This is a genomic window from Paenibacillus sp. MSJ-34, assembly GCF_018918005.1.
Taxonomy (GTDB): domain Bacteria; phylum Bacillota; class Bacilli; order Paenibacillales; family Paenibacillaceae; genus MSJ-34.
The window spans coordinates 1-25,247 of record NZ_JAHLPR010000067.1; the positions used below are offsets into that span (position 1 = coordinate 1).

At 52.5% G+C, this 25,247-nt stretch carries 19 protein-coding genes and 1 riboswitch; of the genes, 13 read left to right on the forward strand and 6 right to left on the reverse strand.

Annotation, left to right across the window (positions count from 1 at the left end; all coding sequences use genetic code 11):
* Positions 1 to 99 precede the first annotated feature (99 nt).
* Positions 100 to 675, reverse strand: a complete 576-nt coding sequence (locus KQI79_RS24855) for a hypothetical protein (protein ID WP_216541030.1) — start codon at positions 673 to 675, stop codon at positions 100 to 102.
* 282 nt (positions 676 to 957) lie between these two features.
* Here KQI79_RS24855 and KQI79_RS28405 point away from each other — a divergent pair, with 282 nt between their 5' ends.
* On the forward strand, positions 958 to 3,294 hold the full coding sequence (locus tag KQI79_RS28405; RefSeq protein WP_216541031.1) for a helix-turn-helix domain-containing protein: 2,337 nt from the start codon (positions 958 to 960) through the stop codon (positions 3,292 to 3,294).
* Between the two features lie 114 nt (positions 3,295 to 3,408).
* Here the strand turns inward: KQI79_RS28405 and KQI79_RS24865 are convergent, their stop codons facing one another.
* The 3 genes from KQI79_RS24865 to KQI79_RS24875 all read right to left on the reverse strand — a co-directional run bounded on the left by KQI79_RS24865 (position 3,409) and on the right by KQI79_RS24875 (position 7,119).
* Positions 3,409 to 3,915: a C40 family peptidase gene (locus KQI79_RS24865; RefSeq protein ID WP_216541032.1), complete on the reverse strand. Its 507-nt coding sequence runs from the start codon at positions 3,913 to 3,915 to the stop codon at positions 3,409 to 3,411.
* Between the two features lie 4 nt (positions 3,916 to 3,919).
* Positions 3,920 to 4,057: riboswitch (cyclic di-AMP (ydaO/yuaA leader) on the reverse strand.
* Between the two features lie 241 nt (positions 4,058 to 4,298).
* Positions 4,299 to 5,120 carry a hypothetical protein gene (locus tag KQI79_RS24870; RefSeq protein ID WP_216541033.1) on the reverse strand — a complete coding sequence of 274 codons (822 nt, stop codon included), beginning with the start codon at positions 5,118 to 5,120 and terminating at the stop codon, positions 4,299 to 4,301.
* Positions 5,121 to 5,133: 13 nt separating this feature from the next.
* Positions 5,134 to 7,119 carry a M1 family metallopeptidase gene (locus tag KQI79_RS24875; protein ID WP_216541035.1) on the reverse strand — a complete coding sequence of 662 codons (1,986 nt, stop codon included), beginning with the start codon at positions 7,117 to 7,119 and terminating at the stop codon, positions 5,134 to 5,136.
* Positions 7,120 to 7,292: 173 nt separating this feature from the next.
* Between KQI79_RS24875 and KQI79_RS24880 the strand changes: the two genes are divergently transcribed.
* Entirely contained in the window at positions 7,293 to 7,793 is a 501-nt protein-coding gene (locus KQI79_RS24880) for a YwhD family protein (RefSeq protein ID WP_216541050.1), read from the forward strand.
* 201 nt (positions 7,794 to 7,994) lie between these two features.
* Positions 7,995 to 8,141, forward strand: coding sequence for a hypothetical protein (locus KQI79_RS24885; protein ID WP_216541036.1), 147 nt, complete (start codon positions 7,995 to 7,997; stop codon positions 8,139 to 8,141).
* 898 nt (positions 8,142 to 9,039) lie between these two features.
* Here the strand turns inward: KQI79_RS24885 and KQI79_RS24890 are convergent.
* On the reverse strand, positions 9,040 to 12,798 hold the full coding sequence (locus tag KQI79_RS24890) for an S-layer homology domain-containing protein (protein ID WP_216541037.1): 3,759 nt from the start codon (positions 12,796 to 12,798) through the stop codon (positions 9,040 to 9,042).
* Between the two features lie 237 nt (positions 12,799 to 13,035).
* Between KQI79_RS24890 and KQI79_RS24895 the strand changes: the two genes are divergently transcribed.
* The 10 genes from KQI79_RS24895 to KQI79_RS24940 all read left to right on the forward strand — a co-directional run bounded on the left by KQI79_RS24895 (position 13,036) and on the right by KQI79_RS24940 (position 24,831).
* Complete coding sequence (locus KQI79_RS24895) at positions 13,036 to 14,820, forward strand: cache domain-containing sensor histidine kinase (protein ID WP_216541038.1); 1,785 nt, start codon at positions 13,036 to 13,038, stop codon at positions 14,818 to 14,820.
* Positions 14,821 to 14,864: 44 nt separating this feature from the next.
* Positions 14,865 to 16,445: a response regulator transcription factor gene (locus KQI79_RS24900; protein ID WP_216541039.1), complete on the forward strand. Its 1,581-nt coding sequence runs from the start codon at positions 14,865 to 14,867 to the stop codon at positions 16,443 to 16,445.
* Positions 16,435 to 17,775: an ABC transporter substrate-binding protein gene (locus KQI79_RS24905; RefSeq protein WP_216541040.1), complete on the forward strand. Its 1,341-nt coding sequence runs from the start codon at positions 16,435 to 16,437 to the stop codon at positions 17,773 to 17,775. Before KQI79_RS24900 ends, KQI79_RS24905 begins: the two co-directional genes overlap by 11 nt.
* Before the next feature lie 91 nt (positions 17,776 to 17,866).
* The gene (locus KQI79_RS24910; RefSeq protein WP_216541042.1) at positions 17,867 to 19,189 is read left to right on the forward strand and encodes an ABC transporter substrate-binding protein; all 1,323 of its coding nucleotides are present in this window, start codon (positions 17,867 to 17,869) and stop codon (positions 19,187 to 19,189) included.
* Positions 19,190 to 19,261: 72 nt separating this feature from the next.
* On the forward strand, positions 19,262 to 20,149 hold the full coding sequence (locus KQI79_RS27860; RefSeq protein WP_216541043.1) for a carbohydrate ABC transporter permease: 888 nt from the start codon (positions 19,262 to 19,264) through the stop codon (positions 20,147 to 20,149).
* Between the two features lie 12 nt (positions 20,150 to 20,161).
* Positions 20,162 to 20,974 carry a carbohydrate ABC transporter permease gene (locus KQI79_RS24920; protein WP_216541045.1) on the forward strand — a complete coding sequence of 271 codons (813 nt, stop codon included), beginning with the start codon at positions 20,162 to 20,164 and terminating at the stop codon, positions 20,972 to 20,974.
* A 36-nt stretch (positions 20,975 to 21,010) separates the two neighbouring features.
* Complete coding sequence (locus tag KQI79_RS24925; RefSeq protein WP_216541046.1) at positions 21,011 to 21,607, forward strand: KpsF/GutQ family sugar-phosphate isomerase; 597 nt, start codon at positions 21,011 to 21,013, stop codon at positions 21,605 to 21,607.
* Positions 21,608 to 21,651: 44 nt separating this feature from the next.
* Positions 21,652 to 22,566 carry a ribokinase gene (gene rbsK / locus KQI79_RS24930; protein ID WP_216541052.1) on the forward strand — a complete coding sequence of 305 codons (915 nt, stop codon included), beginning with the start codon at positions 21,652 to 21,654 and terminating at the stop codon, positions 22,564 to 22,566.
* Complete coding sequence (locus KQI79_RS24935) at positions 22,563 to 23,672, forward strand: glycoside hydrolase family 172 protein (protein ID WP_216541047.1); 1,110 nt, start codon at positions 22,563 to 22,565, stop codon at positions 23,670 to 23,672. The genes rbsK and KQI79_RS24935 overlap by 4 nt, the downstream gene beginning before the upstream one ends.
* A 151-nt stretch (positions 23,673 to 23,823) precedes the next feature.
* Positions 23,824 to 24,831 (forward strand): LacI family DNA-binding transcriptional regulator, encoded by a 1,008-nt coding sequence (locus tag KQI79_RS24940; RefSeq protein WP_367398242.1) that lies wholly within the window; start codon positions 23,824 to 23,826, stop codon positions 24,829 to 24,831.
* Positions 24,832 to 25,008: 177 nt separating this feature from the next.
* Here KQI79_RS24940 and KQI79_RS24945 read toward each other — a convergent pair.
* Positions 25,009 to 25,247, reverse strand: a 239-nt coding sequence (locus KQI79_RS24945; protein WP_216541049.1) for a hypothetical protein, incomplete at its 5' end; no start/stop codon positions are given.

A 25,247-nucleotide genomic window follows, 5' to 3' on the forward strand; every position in this document is an offset into this window, starting at 1 on the left:
AAAGTCCAGTCCCAGATGAAATTTTCAAAGAACGAGCCTGGAAATTTCGAGGCCGTTTTCCATCCCCCTCAGGGGATGGAAACTAACCTATAAGAGCTTTCAAAAGATACTATACGAGGTAGCCGTATAAATGATGGCGTTCCATCCCATAAATTGCCACACGTCCGAACCGATATAGATCGCCCGGAACCATTCGGGCTCGTTGACGAAGTAGATCGGTTCAAAGCCGAAATGGCCCAATATCGCATTGACGATTCCATTGGAAGGGGAGAGCAGTTCTTTTAACATCCCTACGATCACGACCACGGAAAGAAAATTCGGGAAATAAGAAATCGTCTGGATAACCCGCCTTACTTTGCCGTTTATCATTTCATTCGTCAACAAGGCAAACAAAATCGGAAGCGGGAAAATGAAAAGCAAGTTTAACGTACTAAGAATGAACGTATTTTTGAATGCGACCCAGAAGCTCGGATCGTTCAGAAACATGCGAAAGTATTTCAGCCCCACCCACTCGGCGCCGAACATCGACCCGCCCGGCACATATTTGCGGAAAGCCAGAATGTTTCCCAAGATCGGCCCGTACCGGAACACGACAAAGTATGCGGCCGGAAGCAGCAGCAAAATATAATAGTGATAGTTTCGTTTCAAATATGCTTTCATGCTGGCGCTGTTCACTTTCAAATCCTCCTTCGTGTAATGTGACTCTATAATAAACGCGCTTTGCCGCGTTTCACCACGTGCAATTCCGGTTCCGTGTCACGTTTTTCTACTTATCTGAGTTTCCGCGGATTTGCCGGTCATGTCATGAAATTCTATCAAGTCACATCTTTCCACATAAGTACGGATGGAATAATGTAACACCTTGACTAGACAGGGCGCTTTGCTTACTCTGACTTTACAAGTAACGGTCGGCCGCTTTCCGGTGGGAGGCCGAAGGCATGGAGTGAGAAACCAGCGGTGAAGACATTCATTTCCAACCTCATAAGAGTCGGGTTTCGCAGCATTTTAGCGCGATTTATCATATTGTTCGTATCGATTTCCTTACTGATACAAACGATCAATTTTTTAACCTATAACGTCTATTTGCATTATGTAGAATCCGAACTCGAACGCAACTATGACCGCTCTTTGTCCAATGTGGCCGTTTCGTTGAACAAATTGTTCGAGGGCATTTACCAGTCCAATTTTTTGCTGTCCCTCGATTCCAGCGTAATGAAGGTATTCTCGGCCGATTTCAGCATCGACGAATTGCCCAAATATGCCGACATCAGTCAGAGCGTTCGGTCGCTTGCCCGCGTCAAGTATGGAAACGCCTCCATAGACAGCGCCTATATTTTGAAACGGGACAATCAATTGATCATCAGCAACGAAGGGACCTATGAGGAATCTTACTTTTACGGGAATGTATATCCGATGGAGAAATATCCGATCGAATATTGGCAGCAATACAGCGCGAATCACGATTTATTTCAAATTTTGCCGCCTTCGCGAATTACCGGATCCAATCGCAATCAGAACAAGACGATTCTTCCCGTCGTGCAGTCGAAAATTGCCGAATACGCTTCCGATAACCTGTATGTTATCCACTTAAATGCCCAATATATGACCGATCTGCTGCGCGATTACCGGCTGACGCCCGGCAGCATGATTTTCATTGCCGACCGCAATCGGAATATGCTGGCATCAACGGAAGCCAATTTTACAAACGACGGCGAACTGCAGCAATTTTTGCAGGCTGCGTTGAGCGAACCTGCCGATAAGTTCAAAGGAACTTATAAAGGGAAAAAAATGAGAGTGATTAAATATACGGCCGATTTTTTCTATAACAAAGTGGATATGATCGCGAGCATTCCGGAGGAAGATATTCTCGACAGTCTCAAAAACATCGAAAATTTGCGGTATACGGTGGAAGGATTGACGTTTTTGCTGTCGCTCATCCTGTCCATACTGTTCAGCATCAATTTGTATTCGCCGATTCAGAAGCTTGTCCGTACGTTAAGGGGATCGCAAACGCAGGAAGCCGCTTCGCACGACGGCAATGAGTTTCATTATTTGGACCGCGAAATCAACCGCATGATGAGCAATGTCCATTCGTTGAACGAGGCGCTGTCGTATACGCTTCCGCTAGCGAACGAACGCTTTTTCGTGAAAATGCTGAAAAATAATTATCCGTACGACGACGAGAGCATCGGGGCTTTTTTGAAAAACAGCAATTTTACGTTTGAGAACGACCATTTTATGATAGCCTTGATCCAAATTCATTTCCGCAAGCCGTTTTACGATACGTTTACGGAGCGTTTCCAGAACGAAGCGTCGCAAAAAATAGTAACAGTGATGAAAACGTTCATGCCGCCGCAGTGTCCCGGCTATTTCCTGGAGATCGATTCGCATTTGTTCTGCCTGCTGATTAATTTACCCGCCCAATCGGACCGAACGGCGTATGAGGAGTATTGCGAAGAAATGGTGGGACTGTTCAAAAACGACGAGCACCTCTTGCGCATCTGTGCCGGCATTGGGGGGATTCGCCAAGGGTATAAGGGGATGCAGGAGTCTTACATCGAAGCGATGAAAGCGTTATGGCGCGTATCGCCATTCGACGGCAAGCGGGTGTACGCGTATACGGGGAGCGATCAAGTTCCCGCTCGCTATTTGCTGAGCAAGCATGACGAGAATAAACTGTTTAATTTGCTCATGTCGGGGAAACAAGAGGATGTATACGAGCTGTTGAAGCGGGTGATCGATGCGAATATCGGGCAAGGCATCCCCGATTCGATGATTAGGGAATTGTATATGCATTTCTATATTGTCGGGCTGCAGGTGCTGAAGCAGAAAGACCGGTCGCTGGACGATTCCGTCAGCAAGGAATATGTAAGCTTCATTATGTCGGGAGAATCGTTATCGGTAGACGAAATTACGCAATATATCTTTTCTTTCTTTGAAAATATTATGTTCGTATGCAGCAACGCGCAGCAGAAATTCGATGTTACCGCGTTTAAAAAATTTATAGACGAGCATTATAGCGAGGATATTCATCTGGAATATTTGGCGCAAAAGTACAACACTTCCGCCAAATATATGTCGCGCCTGTTGAAGAATGAGCTTGGCATCGGATTCCAGGAATATCTTCAACAGCTTCGCATCGGCAAAGCGAAGGAACTGCTGCGGCATTCGGACAAGCCGATCGCGCAAATATGGGAGGAAGTGGGGTTCAACAACCGAAATACGTTTATCCGGGCCTTCAAAAATCAAGAAGGGATTACGCCCAGCGATTACCGGAAAAATATACGCGCATAACGTTGGGCATAGATCAAGCCCGTCCATTCGATGCAAGAACGGACGGGCTTATTTCATGCATCTAATAAAGCCCGCCGGGCTTGTCCGAAGGACTTCCGCAGCGGGCCTCATTTATTATTCTACTTCCACATCGTCATGATCCGAAGATTCATCCGCCTCAATGGCAATATCTTCATAAAGCTCCGTATTTAATACTCGTTTCGCTCCGACATAGCGTTTCTCATAATAGGAATCGCTCATACTGGAGAGGGTAATTCCTTTCTTGGTAGAGGCATGGGCGAATTTGCCTTCCCCGACGTAAATGCCGACATGGGAAATGCCTTTCCCGCTCGTATTGAAGAATACGAGATCTCCGGCTTGCAATTCGTCTTTCGCAACTTTCTGGCCGATAGAATGTTGGGATTTGGACGTACGCGGCAATTCGATGTCGAATTGTTTGAAAATATACGTCGTAAATCCGGAGCAATCGAAACCGCTTGTCGTCGTGCCGCCGCTTTTGTACTTTGTGCCGATGACGTCACCGATTGCCTGGTCGAGCTTGGAGTCCGCGAAAACGCTACCAACTTGCACGGTAAACAGAAGAGCGAGACCCGCTACTGCGCTGATGATTTTCTTCTTCAAAACAAAATACTCCTTCCAATGCCGACGAGGTTAGCTCAAGGGTTCGGTAGAAGGTTCCCTATGATCACTCTGCAACGAGATCAATTCACCCGAAATGGTTCCCCCGTTTCCCGGTGCGATAGGAATTGGGCAATATTATGTAAGCACCAAAAATATAATAGTTACAAAATTGATTACAAAGTTATTACAAAATCTTCACGAATTTCATTGTAACAGATGAAATCGACTTTTTCAAACCTTTTTTTCGCGCAGATTTGATAACGATTTGTCCAATGTGGTAAAAAAACCGTTACAGCTTGCGAATCGATATTTCCGGACATGAAAAAAACCTCTGCTTTCGCGGTACGAAAGCGAGAGGTTTGCGAATAAGTATGGGAGGGATGTTACCATTCTCGTGTTTTGCCATGCCAAATGTGATATTGCGAGGCCGTTTGCCATATTTTAAAAATAGGGCGGAACAGATGATACGATTGTTGCAAGATGAGCGCAACGAGACCCGTCCAAATCATGGCCGCTGCCGTAAACAGGCTTCCCACGACGAGAGCGACGCCAAGCAGAGTGAGCGCGACGCCCATGACCGGGATGATGGAGCGGATCGACAGCCATAACGAGAGCAGAATTCCTCTGCCGCCAATTTTGCCGAATTGCATGAAGAGAGACATTTGATGAATGAGGAGCGCGAAGGCGCCCCAAGCGAGCAGGTACGGAACTCCTTTATAGATCATCGATTGATACGTAACTTCCTCCGCCAGCAGGCGAAGGATCCGGGGGACGATCCATACGGCCGGGGCCAGCGCGACGATCGTTTCCAACCAGTAGAAGATCAGGATCGGCTTCCATGCTTTTCGGATCCCTCTGAAGAAGAGCGGTCCCGCCTCGTCCGACCGGTGGTGAATAGAGTAGAGAAGGCCCGCGTTAATGAAAGGCGACATCAACATGCGGATCGCGAACATGCCGGCAAGCATCCAAATATAATAGTCGGCGAGATCGGTTTTGATCAGTTGAAATTGTCCTTCCATCATGAACAGATGCACGCTCAGCTCCGTCGGAGCCGGATTAGGGTATCTCGCCAGCAGCGGGCTGACGATCGATTCTATGAAACGGTACAGGAAAAATCCCCATAACAATTGGTACAAAAATAAAATGATGACGATATAGAAATGGTCTTTAACCGTTTTCCATCCCTCTTTGATATATTGCTTCATCGGCCAACCCACCTCACCACGCGAGCGCGTTCAACAGGCTCTCGATTATTTTCACAACGCTCAAATTCCATCGCGTTCGAACCGGTTCTTCGACATGCGCCTTCATATAATTGTTAATATGTTTATTCTCGAGCACGATCGTATGCTGCGGATCGATCATCACCCATTCCAGCGGCGAAGTATGGGTAAGCTTATATTGTACCGTCGTCGTTTGCCCGTCCCAATTTTTGCGAACCGTTTTCCCGTCTTGAAATTGGAAGACGATCGGCACCGGATGGTAATCGCCGCCGCGTTTGCGAATGACGACGAACGATTCGGATTGGCGGACGCCGTCTACCTCGATCGTTCTCGAGTCGATCCGTTCGACGGCGAAGTCGGCCATTAGACCGCCGTATACGTATTGGTTGAAATAGTCCGTCCATTTTTTCTTCGTCACTTGTTCTACGACCCTCTGGAAATCGGCCGTTGTCGGATGCTTGAATCTCCATTTGTTAAAGTAGGTGCGCATAATTTTATTCATTGTCTTCGTCCCGACCTGGCGTTCGATGCCGATCAAGACAAGCTTCGCTCTGGTATAGACGTTTTCCGCATAATGGCTATGGTTGTTGAATTGCCAAGCCAGCTGCGGCAGAGGCGCCGGATCGGTCATATAGCTTGCCTGGATCGGCAAGTTGGGCACGATGCCGTACTCCGCTTCCATGACGCGGTCTTCCGCATACGATGTAAAGCCTTCGTCGAGCCACGCCTCCTCGAATTCATTGCTGGCAATCATGCCGTAGAAATATTGATGCCCGATCTCATGCACGACCGTCCGCTCGAGCAAATCGTATCCGGGATTGCCGCTCTCGGCCCCGAACGCGGTAACCAGCGTCGGGTATTCCATCCCCCCCGCGCCGTTCCCGTCCTTGGGCGGGACGACGATCGAGAGCGTGGAGTACGGATATTGGCCAAACCATTCGCTGTACCTCGTCAACGACGCTTTGGCGGCGTGAAAATACCGCTCTTTCAAATCTTTATGCAGCGGATCCAAATACAATTTAATGCGTACGCCAGGCACGTTCGGCGCGGAGAATGGTTCCTCGGCATATATGAAATCGGGAGAAGCGGCCCAAGCGAAGTCATGCACATCGTCGGCGTAATATTGATACGTCTTCGTGCCGTTTCGAACGACCGCTTCGCCTGTCGGGAAGCCGGTTGCCGCAACGATATAGGATGACGGGACCTGAATGTTGACGCTATAGATGCCGAAATTGGAGTAAAACTCGGAATTTCCGTGATATTGATGCAAATTCCACCCTTCGGCCGTTCGTCCTCTCATGCCGGCCGTTTCGTAAGCGGATAGTTTCGGAAACCATTGGCCCGCCATGACAAAATCGCCTGCGGCTCCCATTCGGGCGAATACTTGGGGCAATTTCACCGTGAACTTCATTTTCAACGTTACCGTCTCGTCCGGCTTGATCGGCTGCGGAAGGCGAATTTTCATCAAAGTGCGGTCATGCGCGTTGTTATCGTCGGGCTGAACGAACGAAGCCCTCTGCATAAGGGAGGCGCCTTCGGTCGTAAGCACATCGGTTACTTCCATGGAGCCGTATCCGCCTTCCTTCATCGTATCGTTCCTGAGCCTGCCTCCGGATTCCCGCATAAACGTCGTGTTCATCGATTCGAACGCGTTCGGATAGAGGTGGAAATACAGCTCCTCCACTTCGTTTTTGCCGGGATTCGTCCAAGATACCGTTTGCTCCCCGAACAATGATTTGGTCGGACCGGAATCGTCCAATCGCACATTGATATGGTACTCGACCAAACGATCGCTGAGCACTTCCGATTTCGGCGATTGAATCGTTTGCGGTTCAACGTAACCATGGTTCTGGCGTCCCTCCGGCCCGAACGAAGTGATCGAAGGATCGGATTTGCTGTAGATCATCCACAGGACGAATACGGCGGCTATCGTGATGGAGAGAGAGATGAGCACAATTCGTTTGGTATGGCGTGAAGTCATACACTTTTACCTCCCGTTGACAAGCTTCTACAGCATGTATATGTTTGCATTTTCGAGATTATTAGCTAAAATGAAATTAAATCTAAGGCCATGCTCCGGCACCGGATCGATGCGCTGCGGCGGGGATTTCCGGGCCGCATGGCTTGACTGGAATTTCAGGAGGACTTTGAATGATGAATAATGGGGAACAGAAAGAGAAGAAGATGTTCGCTTTAAATATTGTCGGTACGAAAAAACATAAAGGCTTCGGCGCCGGTTCGATCGATTTGAATAACGTCTCGCCGGTCATTATCGATCGGGGAGAGGCATACGTCGATGTCGGCGCGTTGCATGCCAAGAGCAAGGTAGAGAAGGGCATCAAATTCCTGACGGACCGGAGCGAAGTGCCGAACGGCCGGAAGTGCTGGGTCGTGTGGGTGGCCGTCGACCATACGGAAGAGGGAGCGTATTACGCCGGGGCTACGGCTTGCGAAATGCTGGTTGACGAGGAGGCGCGCCGCGGGTGGAAAATTCTCGCCGATCATGTCAACAAGCTGGACTACGCGTTGAAACGCCGCTTCATCTTCGAAGGCTTGGACGACAGCGAGAAAGCGGCGCTGCGCCAATTGCTCATGACGCAGAAGCCGGAGTGGTGGGAACGTTCGCCCGAAGAGCTGAAGGAAGCTTTGGCGTAGGCGCGATCGCTGCGAGGGACCTTACATGGCGTAGGGTCCTTTTTTATGGCCGGCGCCGGGCCGGGCGGCCGCGAGTGGGCTGGGGCTTGCGGATTCGTGCGCGGCGGCTAGCGGCGGCGGGATGTGAATGGAGCGTTATGCCGCGACGACGGCGTACGAATCGTGATGGTCATGCGACCGCCCTGGTATGGATGAAGCGCAATGACTACGGAGACACGGTTGCGTATGGACCGCAATGACCATGCAATTGACCACGCGATGACGGCTGCCAATCAGCGCAATTGGGTTGCACGCTCGGCCGTCCGCCGCTGGATTTTGTCCAATGTTATCGCCATTTCGATGCCGTAATGCCACTCTTCATTGGAATTCATCCAATCAAATCTTCAAAAACGGGGCTAAAACACGGAAAGGCGGTCAAACCATTGGATGATTTCCAATCCGAGCCCCTCTTGAACGAAAAATTTGCAGTTTTCATTGGACATTTTCCAACGGGCAACGGGCCTTATGAACAATAAATCGAATAATTTGCGCAAATAACTTTTCTGTATGGGGCGGGGCATTCCACCTTAATTTCTTGTGAGGAGGGAGGGGAGACTGAAGCAGCATGAATTAGTGGAATAAACTACCTTTATTCTATAACATCCAACGGGAATGTTTGATTTAGTGGGAATTTTCGGAGCTAATTAGCAGGTTATATAGTAAAAAGGCTGGCATGGGCGGAATTAGAGGTAGATTTTGGAGCTAATGTGAAAAAAGTGAGAAGAACGGCCGAATTACCTCCGGTTTTTGGCGCTAGTTACGTCAAACCTATGAGCGGCGGCGTCCGCTATATCCCAACCCAGCAAGTACTACTTTATGCTCCATCCAAATCAACCACGCGAGGATCGCTTACACTCAACGCAACCAAACGAGGACCTCCAAACTCATCCCAACCAAGCTCGGGACCGGCTCCGCTCAACCTAGCCTGACAGAAGTGACCACTAGCCCAGCTTAGCAAGACCGACCTTACCTATTCTTACCTAACAAGGGGCCGCCCTCTCTTAGCCTGACCTAACGGAACATAACCTTATCTCCTCATTCCCTGTTACTTGGCCCACCTAACGGAACAACCTTACCTTTCATTCCCTGCCATTTAGCGCCACCTAACGCAACATACCTTACCTCCTCATTCCCTGCCGCCCCGGCTTACCCGCAAATTAGAAAACCGCAGGAGCGAGCGCTCCTGCGGTTCATCATCTTCGAGACGCTAGCGCGTTAGCAGATTGTATACAATCTGCGTTCCTTCCGCGCGCGTCATTTGCGCAAGCGGCGCGAACCGGTCGCTGCCGCGTCCTTGGACGAGGCCGGTTCTGGCGGCCGTATCGATGTAAGGGAGCGCCCACGCGCCGGCGTCGTCCCGGTCCGCGAAGGCGGAAGCTTCGCCGCCGTTCCGCAGCGCCGAACCGTTGCGGCGCTCGTACGCGCGCACGATGATCGCGGCCATCTCCTGCCGCGAAATAAGCGCGCCTGGCGCAAATTCGGCGTCGTTGCGGCCTTCGACGATGCCCGCCTCGTGCGCCGCGGCGACGAGCTTCGCATACCACGCGTCCGCGGGTACATCTTCGAAGCCTGCCGGTCCGGCGGCGCTCAATTCAAGGGCGCGGGCGATCAGCGCCGTAAACTCGGCGCGCGTCATCGCGCGGTTCGGCTCGAACATGCCGGCTTCCGCGCCTTCCACGAATTGCTTCGCGGCCATCTCCTTGAGCATGCGGTACGCCCAATGGGAAGACGGAACGTCCGGGAATTCCAAATGATATTCCAATACGCCGAAAGTGCCGAAATGCGCTACCGGGGCGATCAGGAAGCCGTCTCTTTGCTCCGCGCCCAAGTATTCCAACTCGCCGCTGGCGGAAATGTAGTACAGTCCGGCCAACGGTTTGTCGGCGTTCTTATCGTACGCGAGCGCAAGCGTGATCGGATAAGGGAATGTATCCAATCCCTTCTCGACACCGTCTTTCGTTATCATCGTCAGCTTCAGCTCGTACAAGCTACCTGCTGTCGTTACGTTCGCTTTCGTGCGGCGATCGACTTGGCTCAGCAGCGCTGCCGCGTTTTTCCCCGCAACAGGCTTCGCTTCGAAGACAATGCGCGCTTCTTTCGCATCGTCCCCCGCGACGAGAGCGCTCAACTCGCGCAGCAGCAATGAAGGAATCTGTGCTTGCATGCCCGGGAATTCCAATAGAAGCCGGTTCTCGCCCAGCACATCCGCCGCATCGGCGGGAAGCATCATTCTAGTCTTTCCTTCGGCCGCTGCAATGCGGACGATACCGTCCTTGCCGTTCTTCAACTCTTGCTCGGTGACGACCTGTGCTCCCGGATCCGCCGGAGTCAACTCTTTCTCCGGCTGTCCGCTGCTTCCAGAAACGGTCCCGCCGGATCCGCCTCCCGGCGAGCCGCCGCCGTTACCGCCGCCGTCACCGTCGCCCGGCGAACTTGTCCCCGCGATGCGAACTTGCCGGAAATATAAGGCGTTCTCGGCATGGACAGGCGAATTCGCCGATTCGCTGCCCGATTCCAGCGTTCCGATTTTCACGTACGCCGCATAGACGCCTTCCTTCGGCATCTTCACTTCGTCCCCGTTGCTGGGGCCGCCCAGTTTCAACTCATACTCCCGGGAGGGGGAGAGCGGCGTATCCGTTTCGATGACGATCGTATAATCGTTGATCGGGTACATATTCCGAATCGGAACGATGGCCGAATCGGAACCGCCAGCTTCTCGCTCTACAAGCTCCAAATCGTCCAAGGTCAGCTGCCCGATGCCGGCGTTCGTCCCTCCTTCCCGATGCGGGAACGCGACTTCAATGCCGTACACGTTATCCGAAACCGATGCCGCGGCGGTAAAGCCGACCAGCGCTTGCCCCGGCCGCATATATGTATCCGCGGTAACGGTATGGAAGTATTCCGCGCCTTGCATGCGGTATACGTCCAGCTTCACCGATTCGTTCGCATACTCGATACGGTAAGGACCCGGTTCGTCTCCGCGTACCCATTCCCGCTGCTGCTGTCCGCCGGACACCGTAATCTTCACGATATCCGACCCTACCGCAGCGCTGAAATCGAGCCCGGTGTAAGCATGGTTATCGTCGTCGTACAACGCCGGGCCAATCTGATAAGGGATATCCGTGACCGTTCCGTCCTGCGCTTCGGCGCGTACGTGCACGATCTCCGGATATTTCGTGTATAGCCGTCCTTCCAGCATGCCGGAAGCCGGGTCGTACTCCAAGCTGTAGCTTGCGTAAACGTCCGCCGTCGTGTCATGCGAATAATACGCTTCCAATTCGCTGATCGATGTGAAGCGGGCAGCGCCGCCGGCCTTGCCGATCATGCGAACGCCGTCTCCCCACGTATCGTCGAACCGGAACGTGAATTTCTGGTTTTTGGCGGTAAAATCGTAAGGATAATCCGGGCTTGTCTTCATACCCGAAACGTCTACCCATTCGAAATTTTGGCGAACTTGCACTTTCAAATCGCCGCTGAAATAGCCGCCGTCCAGGAACGTATTTCCTGCCGTATAAACAACTTTATTCAAGTGATACGGCCGGGACCATGTATAGCCCCAACTGCTGTACTCTTTCTTCTCCCCGTTCCAATCGTCGGTGCCCGCGATGATGCCGTCGTTCAACGCCCACGGGTTCCCTTGATGGAAGCTGGCGCCCGCAATCGGCGTTACGCTCTCGCCGGTCGCGGCCAAATTGTTCGTGTCGCTCTTCTCGTTCTCCGGCTTCAAGTCCGGATTATGAGGCGTGACATACAGCTGTCTTAAAGAAAAATTGTAGTTATTGACGGGTCCCTCGAAGGAGTTGGCGTTAAACCACATGCGTTTCCCGTCGGAGCTAATGTATTTGGACGGCATCACCGTCGCATAGCCCCCGTTTTTGCCGATTTTCCACGGCGATGTGTACGGTCCGAAATCTTTGGACAGGAATCGTTTCCAAGGACCCCAAGGCGTGGGTGATTCGTAGAACTCGAACGTGTATTCCGTCCACGAAAGATAGATATACCGGTCCAACGCCCGGTTGTACGTTACGCTTCCTTGAGAAATCGGCGTCATATCTTTAATGTCGTTGTTCGGGAAATTGAAAATAACATTGGAATAAATTCTTCTGTCGTCCTGCAGAACGGGCTGTTTCGCGGCGATGTCCCCGGGCGCGGACCAGGAAGGTTCCCCTCCGTCCAGGCCTCCCGTCCAAAACTGCCAATTGTTCAAATCTTGAACGTCGTCCGCAGCCGAAATTCGGGCCAAATACAATTTCGTCGGATCCGGCACCGTGTCCGCGAACGAATCGCGCCAGTTGCCGTCCATGCCATAGGCGTAGATATAGTCGTCCCATGTCGTATTCGGATCATTGTCTACTCCGTCCTGGCCCCAATCCAGAAAAAATATCGTCGTAAACGTATGATTCGAGAACATCGGTCCCGAAGTGTTCCATGTCCATGTCACGCCTTTGTCGTCCGATCTGAGAATGGTGGCGTTCGGCGCATCGTTGAATGTCGGGCCGTAAAATCTCGGGCCCGGACAGCGGTTCAAATCTTGAACGGCCAGCCACAATACGCCTCCCCGGGACGTCAGTCCGGTCGGTTTGCGGTTGTAAGCGGGGCTTCCGTCCATACATTTCTGACCGCTCCATACTTGTCCCATGTTGACGCTTACACGACTGCCCGACAAATTGCGGGAATCCGGGTGTCCGTCCGTAATTTTGTTAAAGACGATGTCGTGCCAGCCCTGATTGGTCCAGCCCCAGCCGTCGCCGTTGGCTAAATAGAGATTGCCGTCGTCCGACCAGGCCGAAGGCCACAGATCGCCGTCGCTCCTTGTATTGTAGGTGCTTCCCTCATCTACGAACGCGGTGGCGAAGAAGGTGCTTTCCTCCGGAACGACCGCATGGACCCGGTCCGCCCCGAACGACGCGGGAAGGAGCAGCAATGCGAGGCTGAAGGATAAAACCGCTTTCAAAGGATGCTTCATGCTTTCTATTCTCCTTTCTTGTTGGAATCATTCCCCAGTATAAATGGCTTCCAGCGATAGCGTAACGGGAAATAATTACGGCAGGGTGGATTATTTTTAGATTTTCGACGCGTTCTCGCAAAAACAATCTTTGAAAATAACGGGCATTGGCGGTATAATTTCTGTAATAATGTGCAATCGATGTCACAATGGTGGACCGAGCCATAATTGTAAGCGCTTAATGAACGGGAGAGGATCATGGGAACGATAAGAAGACGGATCAAAAGCGTGAAATTAAGAAGCAAGCTAATGATCGTTCTGGCGATATTTATTTTGGCCCCGCTCGTTTTTTCCGGAACGATTTTTTACCGCAGCTCAAGCAAATTCGCCGCCGAAAGGGTAGATCGGGAATCGGTGCAGGTGCTTACGCTCGTGAAAAATAACGTCGACCAAATGCTTGCCGATATCGAGAATAGGATGCTTGACATTTACGATAACCAAACGTTGATCGAACAGTTAAGCCGCGCAGCCGTCAAGAGCGACCATGCGGATATCGGGCGAAATGCGGAGGATCAGATCAACCGCTTTCTCCGTGATTCTCTCAGCGGCAAAGACGATATCGATTCCATCTATTTAATGGCCCCCAACGAAGAAATTTATTTTGCCGATATTAAGGGTCCGGGCCTGTTTAAACCCGTATTGGAGAAGCACAAGGATTGGCAGCGGAAAGTCGCGGATGAGGACGGCCGCATCGTTTGGCTGCCGACGTACGAAATATTGCCGAACAACTATTTCTCGAAGCCTACTTATTATTTTCCCGTCGGCATGCAGGTGAAGGATGTAACCGACGCGTTTCAGCGCATCGGCATCCTCATGATGAACGTGAAGATCGCGGCGCTCGACAATATCGTGGGCAATATCGATGTCAGCCCGAATGGGGTATTGCTCATTGCGGACCGGCAGGGCAACGTCATCTGGCACCGCAATTCGGAAGCGTATCGCATCCGGTTAAACCAAATTCCGTTCTACGAAGAGATGATATCGCAGCAGCGCCAGCTTCTTACCAGCGAGATCAACGGGGAGGAATACCGGATCGGCATGGTGCATTCCGAGTACAACGATTGGTACTATTTCTCGTTTATCCCGCAATCGGATATCGAAGAGCAATCGGGGTCGTTGAAGCGTTTCTTCATCGTCACCATGTTCGTCTTCGCCCTGTTGTTCGTCCTGCTCGCTTGGCTCATGACCCATTATGTCACGAAGCCGATCAGCCGGATGGCCGTCGCGATGAAGCGGATTCAGAAGGATAACTTCGAATTCCGAATGCAGGCCGACTCCGAGGACGAAATCGGGCTGCTGCAATCCTCGTTCAATATTATGAGCGCACGGATCAACGATCTCATTGAAGAAGTCAAAGTCATCTCCAAGCAGGAGAAGGATGCGGAAGTGAAAGCGCTCCAGGCGCAAATCAATCCGCATTTCGTATACAACACGCTCGATGCGATGAATTGGATCGCGATCGAGAGAGGGCAAATGGACATCAGCAATATGATCACTTCGCTCAGCGACATGATGAGGTATGCGATCCGTCCCGGAGGGCCGCTCGTTACGATCGAAGAGGAGCTGAAATGGGCGAAGAACTATGCCTATCTGCAAGAGATGCGTTTCGAGGAGCGGTTCGACGTCGAATTTCACGCGGATCCTTCGCTGTACGGCTATAAAGTGCCGCGAATGCTGCTGCAGCCATATCTGGAAAATTCCATATTGCACGGGATGGAGGATATGGAATCGGGAGGAAAAATCGAAATCGGCATGACGCTCGAAGCCAGCGGAGAGGCGATTCGAATTGTAATACGGGACAATGGGAGCGGAATTCCCGAGGAAAAGCTGCAGATGATCCGGGAGCGGATGGTGCATGGAATCGGCATTTATAATTTGAACGACAGGTTGAAGCTGGAGTACGGTCCCGAATTCGGGGTGCAGGTGCATTCGGTATACGGCCAAGGGACGACGATTACGATACTGATCCCGGCCATTCGATAGCGCCCGCATGCGTCAAGCTTCACATAAGAAGGGGGACGGGAACGATGTATAAAGTGCTGATCGTGGATGACGAGCCGAAAGTTCGCAATGGGCTAACGAAGCTCATACCGGCGATCGATCCGGAGTGGAGCGTGGTCGGACAGGCGAAGAACGGCTTGGAAGCGCTTGAGATGGTGAAACGAAATATGCCCGATCTGGTCATTACCGACATTCGCATGCCGAACATGAACGGATTGGATTTATTGAACGTTTTGAAGGAATATCCGCTGCATGTCGTCATACTGTCCGGTTACGGGTATTTCGAATATGCCAAGACGGCGATTCGTTTCGGCGCGTTCGATTATTTGTTGAAGCCGCTGAAGCCCGATGAAGTGAAAGACTTGCTGGGACGGCTCAAGACGGAAATACGGACGCCGCGTACGATGCCTTCGGCGATCACTTCGGATTTCCAGTACTCCAAGCTTTGGAAGGATTGGCTGCTTGGAGTGGAAGATGCCGAGGAATATATGGAAAGGCTGCGGGGCCGGCTTCCGGCGGACGCTTCGGCGTATCGCATCATCGCGGTGGAAATCGACGATTTCGAGGAACTGGTGACCGAAGACCAGTGGGGCGACCGCCAGCTCGTGTTGTTCGCGGTTCGCAACATCGCGTATGAAATTTTGAAAGGGCAGCCGGATCTCGCCTGCTTCTTCCTGTTCGCGGGGGGCTCGCATATTTATTTTCTGCTTGTCAACGAACCTTGTCCGCAGCATGTGTATGAGTCCATGATCTACGAAGTTCGGCGATGGGTGAAAATTTCCATCTCGGTCGGCATTAGCGGCGAGACGAAGCGGTTCGAGCAGCTGACGGCCGTGTTCGCGGGCGCCAAGGAAGCGCTGCTGAACAAATGGATTTACGGAAACGGCAAGGTGCACGACTATAACGATCTGTTCTTTAACGGCCAGCGGCAATCCGGCTACCCGAGCGATCTGGATACCGCGTTAATCGTCTCGATTCGCGAAGGACAGACCGGCAAAGCGGAAGAGCTTCTGAAGCAGTTTATCGAGAGCATCCTGAAGCAAAATGTGACGTATCAGGTGTTCCACAAATATTGTCTGCAATTGCTGTCCTCCGTCGTGCGGTTTATATACGAGAAGAAAATCGCGGGACTCGTCTTTCAGGACGCGATGAAGCCGTACGATCTGTTTCACGAAAACTTCTCCGCGGACGACTATATGAAGTTTATGACGAAGCTGATCGAAGCGAGCGTTTCCTCCGCGGAATGGAAAAAGCAGCAAAAACATAATCGTACGTTGGAAACCGCCGTCGGCTTCATCCATCAGCATTACATGAAAGATCTGTCTCTCGACGACGTGTCCGGCCATGTTCGTATGAGCGGCAGCTACTTCAGCTCGTTTTTCAAGCAAGAAATGGGCATGACGTTCGTCGAATACGTTACCCAATACCGGATGGACAAAGCCAAAGTTCTTATGATGGACCCGGATTTGAAGCTGTACAGCATTGCGCAAATGGTCGGCTACCAGGACGTCAAATATTTTTCCCGGCTGTTCAAAAAGACGGAAGGCGTCACGCCGGGAGAATACCGCCAATTTTTTTACCGGAAGGAAGAGGAAGATGAGAAATAGGGCCGTAAAACGGGCAGGGCTGGTGCTGCTGGCGCTTCTCGTTTCGCTTACCGTCACAGCTTGCCGGGACAAGCAAGCTTCCGATCGCGATACCGGGAGGAACGATACCGACATTTTGCTGCGCAATCCGGATGTACCCGGCATCCATCCCGACCGGATCGAATTGCGGCTGTTGTCATTTCACACGGGGCGCGAATTCGAATTTTGGCAATGGCTGGCCAAGCGGTACGCTGAAGAACATCCGAATGTCGACATCAAGGTCGATTTCATCTCCAGCGACACGTATTTCAGCGACAACCGTCTGATGGCTTCTTTCGCTTCCGGGCACGGTCCGGATATCTTCTTCGTGTCGCCGGGAACGATTCGCCGCTTCGAAGCGGCCGGCATACTGCAGCCGTTCACCCCCTATTTCACGCAGGAAATTAGAGACGATTTCTACGACTCGGCGCTGGAATCGGTGACGATCGACGGGGACATTTACGCTGTGCCGATCGAAACCGAACTGCTCGGGCTTTACTATAACCGGGACATGTTCGAGAACCGGGGGCTTCAGCCGCCGAAGACATGGCAGGAGATGAAGGATGCCGCTTCGGCGTTGAAATCCGATAAAGTGAGCGGCTTGACGCTGGAAACGTTCAAAAGCGTGTACCAAAGCTTCAACTGGCTTCCGTTCCTATGGCAAACGGGCTCGGACCTGGTGACGGAGGACGGGCGCAGCGCGGGGCTGAACGGTCCAGAGGCGGCGAAAATGTTCGCCTTTTTCCGCGGCATGATCGACGAGGGTCTGCTCAATTTGCATCCTTCGCGGCCGACGACCGATATCGGCATCCTTGCGAGCGGCGAGACCGCCATGCAGGTGAGCGGCACTTGGAACATCCGCATGCTGGAGACGATCTATGCCGACCGCAGCATCGGCGTCGTTCCGCTGCCCGCGCCGGAAGGCGGACAACATATGACGATCGCCGGCGGATGGAAAATCGGCGTCAATCATTACGGCAAAAATACGGAAGAAGCGATTAAATTCGTCATGTGGGCATTTGCCCAAAAACAGGATATCCCGCTCAAATGGGTGAGCGAGGTCAAGTTCGCCTATCCCCCGCGCAAGTCGGTCATGGAAGCCGGCGGAGAGCTGTACTTGAAAGGCTTGCGGAACGTATTCACACAGCAAATTTTCGGTACGGAACGGCAAGAGCCGCAATACCCGGCGGAAATCGGCAGCGTCTTCAACAATTCCTTGCAGCGGCTGCTGTATAACCGCGCCCAGCCGGAAGAACTGGTTGCCGAAATACGGACGGGCATCGACCGTTTTCTATCCGAAATCGAAAAATAATCCACCCCCCTAAATTATTTCCCGTTACTTGCATGGGTCCCCCGACTTTATACTGAAGTCGATCACAAACTGAAAGGGGACCCACCATCCAATGAATAAGAAAAGCTGGAAATTGATCGTGCCGATCGCTATGGCACTCCTCCTCATTTTTCAAGTCGGTTGCGGATCGAATAATGCGAATCAAACCGGCCAACCGGCCGAAACGTCCGGTACGGACGACGGAACGAACGCCGGTTCGGGTTCGAAAGAGAAAATCAAGCTGCAATTTTGGGATATGCATACGGAAGCCGAACAGAAGTTTTTCGAAGATTTGGTGAAGGAATACAACGAATCCCAAGATGCGGTGCAGATCGAGTATTCGACATACAACCAAGCCGACTATACCGCGACGAAACTTCCGATCGCCTTCTCCGGCGGCAACGGACCGGACATTTACATGATCAGCCCCGGGGACTTCATGAAATTCGCCAATTCGGGCTATCTGGCCGACCTGGCTCCTTATTTCCCGGAAGGCTCGCGGGAAGATTTCCTTCCTTCGGCGCTTGACGCCGTCACCGTTGACGGCAAAGTGCTGGCTCTCCCATACGAGATGGAGCTTCTCGGACTCTATTACAACGAAGACATGTTGAAGCAGGCAGGCGTGGAAGTGCCGAAGACATGGGACGAACTGCTCGAAGCGGCGCGCAAGCTGACGACGAACAAGGTAGCGGGTCTCGTGCTTCCGCCGGACAAGGGAGCATACTTCAACTTCAACTTCTACCCGTTCTTATGGCAAGCCGGCGGCGCGGTGCTGAGCGAAGACGGCAAATCGTCGGCGTTCAACTCGCCGGAAACGGCCAAAGCGCTCGACTTCTGGGGCACGTTCTTCAAAGAAGGATTGTCTCCGTCCAAGCTGCAATACGGACCGTGGGAAATCGACAATTTGGGCAAAGGCTCGGCAGCGATGCAAATTTGCGGCACTTGGGCCATTAGCAGAGCGGAAGAAGTATTCGGCGACGTGCCGATTAAGCTGGCTCCGCTTCCGATTCCGGAAGGCGGCAAGCCCGTAACGACGGCGGGCGGCTGGAAATTTGCCGTCAACGCGAAGAGCGCCAATATGGAAGAAGCGGCCAAGTTCGTCATGTGGGCTTTCGCTTCCGACACGAAACGTCCTTTGAAATGGGCGACGGAAACGAAATTCGCTTACCCTGCCCGTCAATCGGTTATCGAAGAAGGGAAAGAAATTTACAACAAAGGCATGCGCAAAACCTATACGGACGAAATCTATGAAACGGGCATTCCGGAGCCTGTCTACTCTCCGGCTGTCGTAGAAGCGATCGGGGACGCAATGACGAAAGTCATGTTCGGCGCTCTCTCGGGTGCGGACGCGGCGAAAGAAGCGGATGCCAAAATTAGCGAAGCGTTAAAGCAATAGGTATTTACGATTAGTCGGGGGCGCGGTCGGTTACGTCGTCCCCCGCATTCTTTTTTTGGAGGAGGGTATTCAGTGATTCCAAAGCGATTGCGTTCAAGAGCGGTACAGGAGCGGATCACGGCATACTGCTTTTTGCTGCCCGATCTCGTCGGACTTCTGATCTTTGTCTTTATTCCGATCATTTATGCCTTCTATGTCAGCTTGCATCAGTGGGATGCGTTGAATCCGATGAAGTTTATCGGTTTGGATAACTACGCGACCTTGTTCAAGGACAAGGATTGGTGGCATTCGGTCGGGAAAACGCTGCAGTTCAGCGTCATTTACGTCCCGTTGCTTTTCTGTCTCTCGTTAGGTTCGGCTTTGATGTTGAACGCTTTGCGGGGGAAGATCGTTTCGCCGGTCCGGACGATGTTCCTGCTGCCGTTCGCGATTACTTCCGTCATTTCCGCCATTATCGGGATGTACATGCTCGATCCGCGGAACGGGATCGTCAATGAATTGCTCGGCTTCGTCGGCATCGCCCCGCAGCAGTTTCTCGGGTCGACTTCGCAGGCGTTATACAGCATCGTTGCGATTCTGCTGTGGATCAATATCGGATATAACATGATCATTTTCCTGTCGGCGATCAAGGAAATACCGAAAGACTACTTCGAGGCGGCACGCATCGACGGGGCGAACCGCTGGGAAACGTTCCGGAGCATTACGTTCCCGCTGCTGAAGGAAACAAGCACGTTCATTCTCGTCGTGACGACGATCGGTTCCTTCCAGGTGTTCGACCAGATTATGGTCATGACCAAAGGGGGACCTGCCAGCAGCACGGAGGTCAGCGTCGTCTACATTTTCAAACAAGGCTTCCAATTGCTTAACATGGGATATTCTTCGGCGCTCGCCTTTGTGTTGTTTTTGATGATTTTCGTGTTATCCCTGATTCAATTGAAACTTTTCTCCTCGAAAGATTAGGTGGTGGACTGGATGAGAACTTCAGAGCGGACGGTATTATCCGTTCTAGCCGTCATTTGCGGCTTACTGTTAACATTCCCGATCTATACGCTGGTGATCAGCTCGCTGCGTTCGGAGGCCAATGTGCTTGACGTCGCGTTTCTGCCGACGGAGTTCGTCTTGGGAAATTTCGCGGAAGCGATCCATTCCACCAAGCTGCTGCGCTCGATCGGCAATTCGCTCATCGTCAGCGTGACCGTAACGGTGGTGGCGATGCTGTTCCATGCGATGACCGGATATGCGCTGGCCAGACTGCGTTTCCCCGGGCGGAAATTCATCTTCGCCTGGATGCTGAGCACGCTGATGGTGCCGTTCGCGGTCATTACGATTCCGCTGTATCTGATCGCCAAAAGCTTCGGGATGCTGGATTCCTATTCGGGATTAATCATTCCTTCCATTTTCAACGCCTATGGCATCTTTTTATTCCGCCAGTTTTATCGCGACTTCCCGAAAGAGCTGGAGGAAGCTTCTTATATGGAAGGTTTGTCGATTGCGGGCACCTTTTTCCGCATTGCGCTGCCTTTATCCGTGCCGATCATCGTACCGCTGACGATCGGATTTTTCCTGGCGAACTGGAACTCGTATTTGTGGCCGTTGATCATTACGCAAAACGAGAATTTGTGGGTGGTGCAGCAGCAATTAGCCAATCTGGTCGGGGGCGGGTATTACACGCCTTGGAACGTCGTTCTGGCCGCGGCCGTCATTGCGGCGATCCCGACGTTTCTACTCTTCTTCGTCGCCCAACGCTACTTGGTTGAGGGCATCAAGACGACGGGAATCAAATAAATCGTTACGTTTCAACAGGAAAGGAGCATCGACGCGATGATTCATAAATGGGTGCAAGAGTCGTTGGAGAATGAGGCCAACGCGCTTTACCAAACGAGCAAGCAGGTTGGAGAGGAATATGTGAAAGCCGTGAAAATGCTGGAGGCCTGCACGGGCAAAGTGGTGGTGACCGGGATCGGCAAATCGGGACATATCGGGAAAAAGATCGCCGCTTCGCTGTCCAGTACGGGTACGCCTGCTTTCTTCGTCCATTCCGCCGAGGCGGTGCATGGCGACAGCGGCATGATCGAGCGCAAAGACGTCGTCATCTTGTTGTCCAATAGCGGCGAGACGGCGGAGGTGCTGAACGTGCTCGGCATTATTCAGAAAATCGGGTCGAAGTGCATCGCGATTACGAAAAATGCGGACTCGACGCTTGGCCGGCATTGCGACGCGGTGTTGTCGTACAACTACGAACGCGAAGCCGATCATCTCGGGTTGGCGCCGACGACGAGCGCGCTGCTCCAGCTTGCCGTAGGGGACGCGCTGGCGGTTACGCTGTGCAAGGTGAAGGGATTTACGAAAGAAAGCTTTCATTTATACCATCCGGGCGGCAGCCTGGGAGCGAAGCTCTCCGCGGAGAGCGATCGGTAGTCAACACAGAATGGGACAGTAAGGGGGAGAAGCCCTTGAGCATTATGGTTATCGGCAGTTTTATGATGGATTTGGTCATTGGCACGAATCGCGCTCCGGAAGGAGGCGAGACGATTATCGGCAACAGCTTCGGCAAATTTCCCGGAGGCAAAGGGGCGAACCAGGCGGTCGCGGCGGCGCGGCTTGGGGCCGACGTCCTGATGGCGGGCAAGCTCGGAGACGATTTCTTCGGCGACGAGATGCGCTCGGTGCTGCGGCAGGAAGGGATTGACGTCGGCAATATATTGACGGACAAACATACGCCGACCGGCGTCGGCACGATCGTGCTGGAATCGAGCGGGCAGAACCGGATTATTGTCGTTCCTGGCGCCAATATGGAATATACGCCGCAAGAGGCGAAACAGTTGGAGCCTCTGATTCGCAGTTCGCAAATGCTCGTTATGCAGCTCGAAATGGATGTCGCCGTCATCGAACAGGCGGCGGAACTCGCCTACGGATGCGGTGTGCCGGTCATTTTGAATCCGGCTCCGGCAAGAGAACTGGATGCGACTCTGTTGCGCAAAATTACGTATTTGACGCCGAACGAAAGCGAGCTAAGCTTGCTGACAGGCGTTTCCGCCGATACGTTGGACGGCGTTCGCCGCGGCGCTCGGATATTGCTTGATCAAGGCGTCCGCAATGTTATCGTTACGCTCGCGGAACGAGGCGCGTTGATCGCGAACGAGCAAGAATTTACGCTGGTTGAAGGTTATCCCGTCGAGCCGGTCGATACGGTGGCGGCGGGCGATTCGTTTAACGGCGCGCTGGCCGTCCGTCTGCTGGCAGGCGATTCGCTGCCGGAAGCGGTTCGTTTCGCCAATGCCGTCGGCGCGCTTACGGTGACGAAACGCGGCGCGATCCCATCGCTGCCGCGGCTCGGAGAAGTATTGTCTTTTATGGAAGGAAGGGGTACAAGATGATGATAGAGCACAATATAGCAAGCCTTTCCCAGGCGCGTAACGGGAAGAGCAAGAGGGTATCGAGCTACGACCGTAGCGGAGGCAATAAAGATTATTATTCCGTCCGGCCGGGAGACGTTACGGAAATTTGCGACATTTCCGGCGCGGGCTGCATTAAACATATTTGGATGACGATGGCGACGGACGCTCCCGTGGAGGAGATCTTGCTGCCGCGGAAAATCGTGCTCCGCATGTATTGGGACGGGGAAACGGATCCGAGCGTAGAGGCGCCGATCGGCGATTTCTTCGGGCTGGGACACGGAATAACGAAGAACTACACTTCGGCTTGCCTTATGATGAGTCCGGAGGACGGCAAGTCGTTCGTCAGCTACTTCCCGATGCCGTTCGCTTCCCGCGCCAGAATTGAAATCGAGAGCGAAGCCGATCAGCCGATCAAGTTTTATTTCTACGTCGATTATGAAGAATACGATTCGCTGCCGGACGATCAGCTTCGTTTCCATGCGAAATGGAACCGGGAATGCCCGACGCAAGGCATCGACGATTGCGGCGTCGACAACGCGTTCTTCGAATTCGGGGGCAAGAACACGACCGGAGAGGGCAACTATGTCATTCTGGACGCCGTCGGCAAAGGACATTATGTCGGCTGCAATTTGAACATCCATAATTTGCGTTCTACCCGGGAATGGAACTGGTACGGGGAAGGCGACGACATGATTTTCATCGACGGAGAGCCTTGGCCTCCATCGCTGCATGGAACCGGGACGGAAGACTACTTCAATACGGCTTGGTGCCCGCAGCAGGAAGTTTGCACGCCTTACCACGGCATCATCCTCGGCGGAGGGCCGAACTGGAGCGGGAAAATATCGGTATACCGCTATCATATCCAAGATCCGATCATGTTCGACAAGAGCATTAAGGTGACGATCGAGCACGGACATAATAACCATCGCAGCGACGATCTGTCCTCCACCGCATATTGGTACCAATCGGAGCCGCATATGAAATTCGCGCCGCTGCCGAAGGTGAAGGATCGTTTGCCGCTGCCGGACATTTTGCCGTTCGACGAAGAGTCGAACCGGAAGCAGTTCGAGCATCGCAATCCTTAACGAGATGCGGAACGGACGGAGAAGACAATTTCTTCGTCCGTTTCTTTTTGTTTGAGCGCATTTGTTTGCACAATTTCATTGATTCGATGTGGAATATCATCTAAAATTATGTTAGATAATTACAGAAATGAAGAATCGGAGGGAGACGGGCGTGGCAACCATCTATCATATCGCGGAAAGATTGGGAATATCCCCGTCTACGGTTTCCCGGGCATTGTCGGGCCGCGGATATTGCAAAGAGAATACGAGGGAGCAAGTTCTGCGGATGGCGAAGGAGTTGAATTACGCCCCCGATCATGCGGCCAAAATGCTGAAGACGAGAGTCACCAAAAAAATATTATTCGCCGTTCCCGACATATGCAATCCTTTCTATTTCGATATGATCCACGGCATTAACAGCGTCATCGAGGAATACGGCTATCTTCTCATTTTGCTGCATACCAAAAACGAACTGGACGAAGAACTGCGAGCGATCCAGACGCTGCGCGAGAAATATGCGGACGGCATGATTATGGTATCGTTTGATTTTAACGATCGCAATATCGATGCGATCAACGGACTTGGCGCCCCCGTGGTGCTTACCAACCGGTACGAGTCGCAAGGCGGGAACGACCGGTTTCACTATGTGTATGTAGATACGTATGTGGGCATTCGGCAAATCGTCCGGCATTTCATCGGGCAAGGGATGGAACGAATCGCCTACGTCGGCGGCAGCTTGCAGGAGCAAACGGGCGGCGAGCGCTACCGCGGATACAGCGATGCCATGGAAGAGGCGGGGCTTCGCGTCCATCCGGAGTATGTGCTAGAGGCCGATTATACCGAGCACGGGGGCTATTTGGCCGGACAGCGCCTTCTTCAAAGCGCTCTCTTGCCGCAGGCGGTGGCGCTCGCCAACGATTTGATGGCCTTCGGCTTCATGAAGGCTTGCGAGGAGCGGGGCGTCGTTGTGCCTGACGATATCGCCGTCGCGGGCATGGACAATCTCGATATTGGCGCGCGGGTGCATCCGAAGCTCACTTCGGTCGATTTGCAAGTAAGGGAGATCGGGAGGCATGCCGCCCGCATCTTGATGCAGCTGCTGCACGACGAGCAGACGGATATTCGGAACGTCCGGCTCGTTCCGCAGCTTATCGTACGGGAGTCCAGCCTGCGGAAGTAAGGATAGGGAGTTCGGCGGGGAAGGTCGGTTGCCTTGCGACATGGTCTCCTTATTCTGCCGTCTGTCGATATACCGTTTGCTCAGGGCAGAGGAATTGCCCTCGTATGTCAGTGGCGATGCCGGAAGTAAGCTTCTTGCTGGGAAGAGGTCGGGTGCTTGTCGATGACAGCAGCCGCCTTATAGCTGAACGAGAGGGATATCGACAGAAGGGGTGGAGAGGAACCCTACGCAGATAGGCCGGCAACTGCAACCTGAATCGATCGCCTCCTTATATCCGAAAAAGCCCGGGATGTCCCCCAATGTCATTAAGATAAGCCCAAATATAAAATTTGGAGCAACAAATGAAAAGACAAACGGCATGGGGAGAAGTCCTGTGCCGTTTGTTTTTGACGGAAATAGAAATAAAAGCGCACAGC

Coding starts and splice junctions, on each gene's coding strand:
- KQI79_RS24925 (WP_216541046.1), top strand. CDS start 21,011: ATGATTCATAAATGGGTGCAAGAGTCGTTGGAGAATGAGGCCAACGCG.
- rbsK (WP_216541052.1), top strand. CDS start 21,652: ATGGTTATCGGCAGTTTTATGATGGATTTGGTCATTGGCACGAATCGC.
- KQI79_RS24895 (WP_216541038.1), top strand. CDS start 13,036: ATGGGAACGATAAGAAGACGGATCAAAAGCGTGAAATTAAGAAGCAAG.
- KQI79_RS24935 (WP_216541047.1), top strand. CDS start 22,563: ATGATGATAGAGCACAATATAGCAAGCCTTTCCCAGGCGCGTAACGGG.
- KQI79_RS24870 (WP_216541033.1), bottom strand. CDS start 5,120: ATGAAGCAATATATCAAAGAGGGATGGAAAACGGTTAAAGACCATTTC.
- KQI79_RS24875 (WP_216541035.1), bottom strand. CDS start 7,119: ATGACTTCACGCCATACCAAACGAATTGTGCTCATCTCTCTCTCCATC.
- KQI79_RS24885 (WP_216541036.1), top strand. CDS start 7,995: ATGACTACGGAGACACGGTTGCGTATGGACCGCAATGACCATGCAATT.
- KQI79_RS24910 (WP_216541042.1), top strand. CDS start 17,867: ATGAATAAGAAAAGCTGGAAATTGATCGTGCCGATCGCTATGGCACTC.
- KQI79_RS24880 (WP_216541050.1), top strand. CDS start 7,293: ATGAATAATGGGGAACAGAAAGAGAAGAAGATGTTCGCTTTAAATATT.
- KQI79_RS24890 (WP_216541037.1), bottom strand. CDS start 12,798: ATGAAGCATCCTTTGAAAGCGGTTTTATCCTTCAGCCTCGCATTGCTG.
- KQI79_RS24920 (WP_216541045.1), top strand. CDS start 20,162: ATGAGAACTTCAGAGCGGACGGTATTATCCGTTCTAGCCGTCATTTGC.
- KQI79_RS24900 (WP_216541039.1), top strand. CDS start 14,865: ATGTATAAAGTGCTGATCGTGGATGACGAGCCGAAAGTTCGCAATGGG.
- KQI79_RS24905 (WP_216541040.1), top strand. CDS start 16,435: ATGAGAAATAGGGCCGTAAAACGGGCAGGGCTGGTGCTGCTGGCGCTT.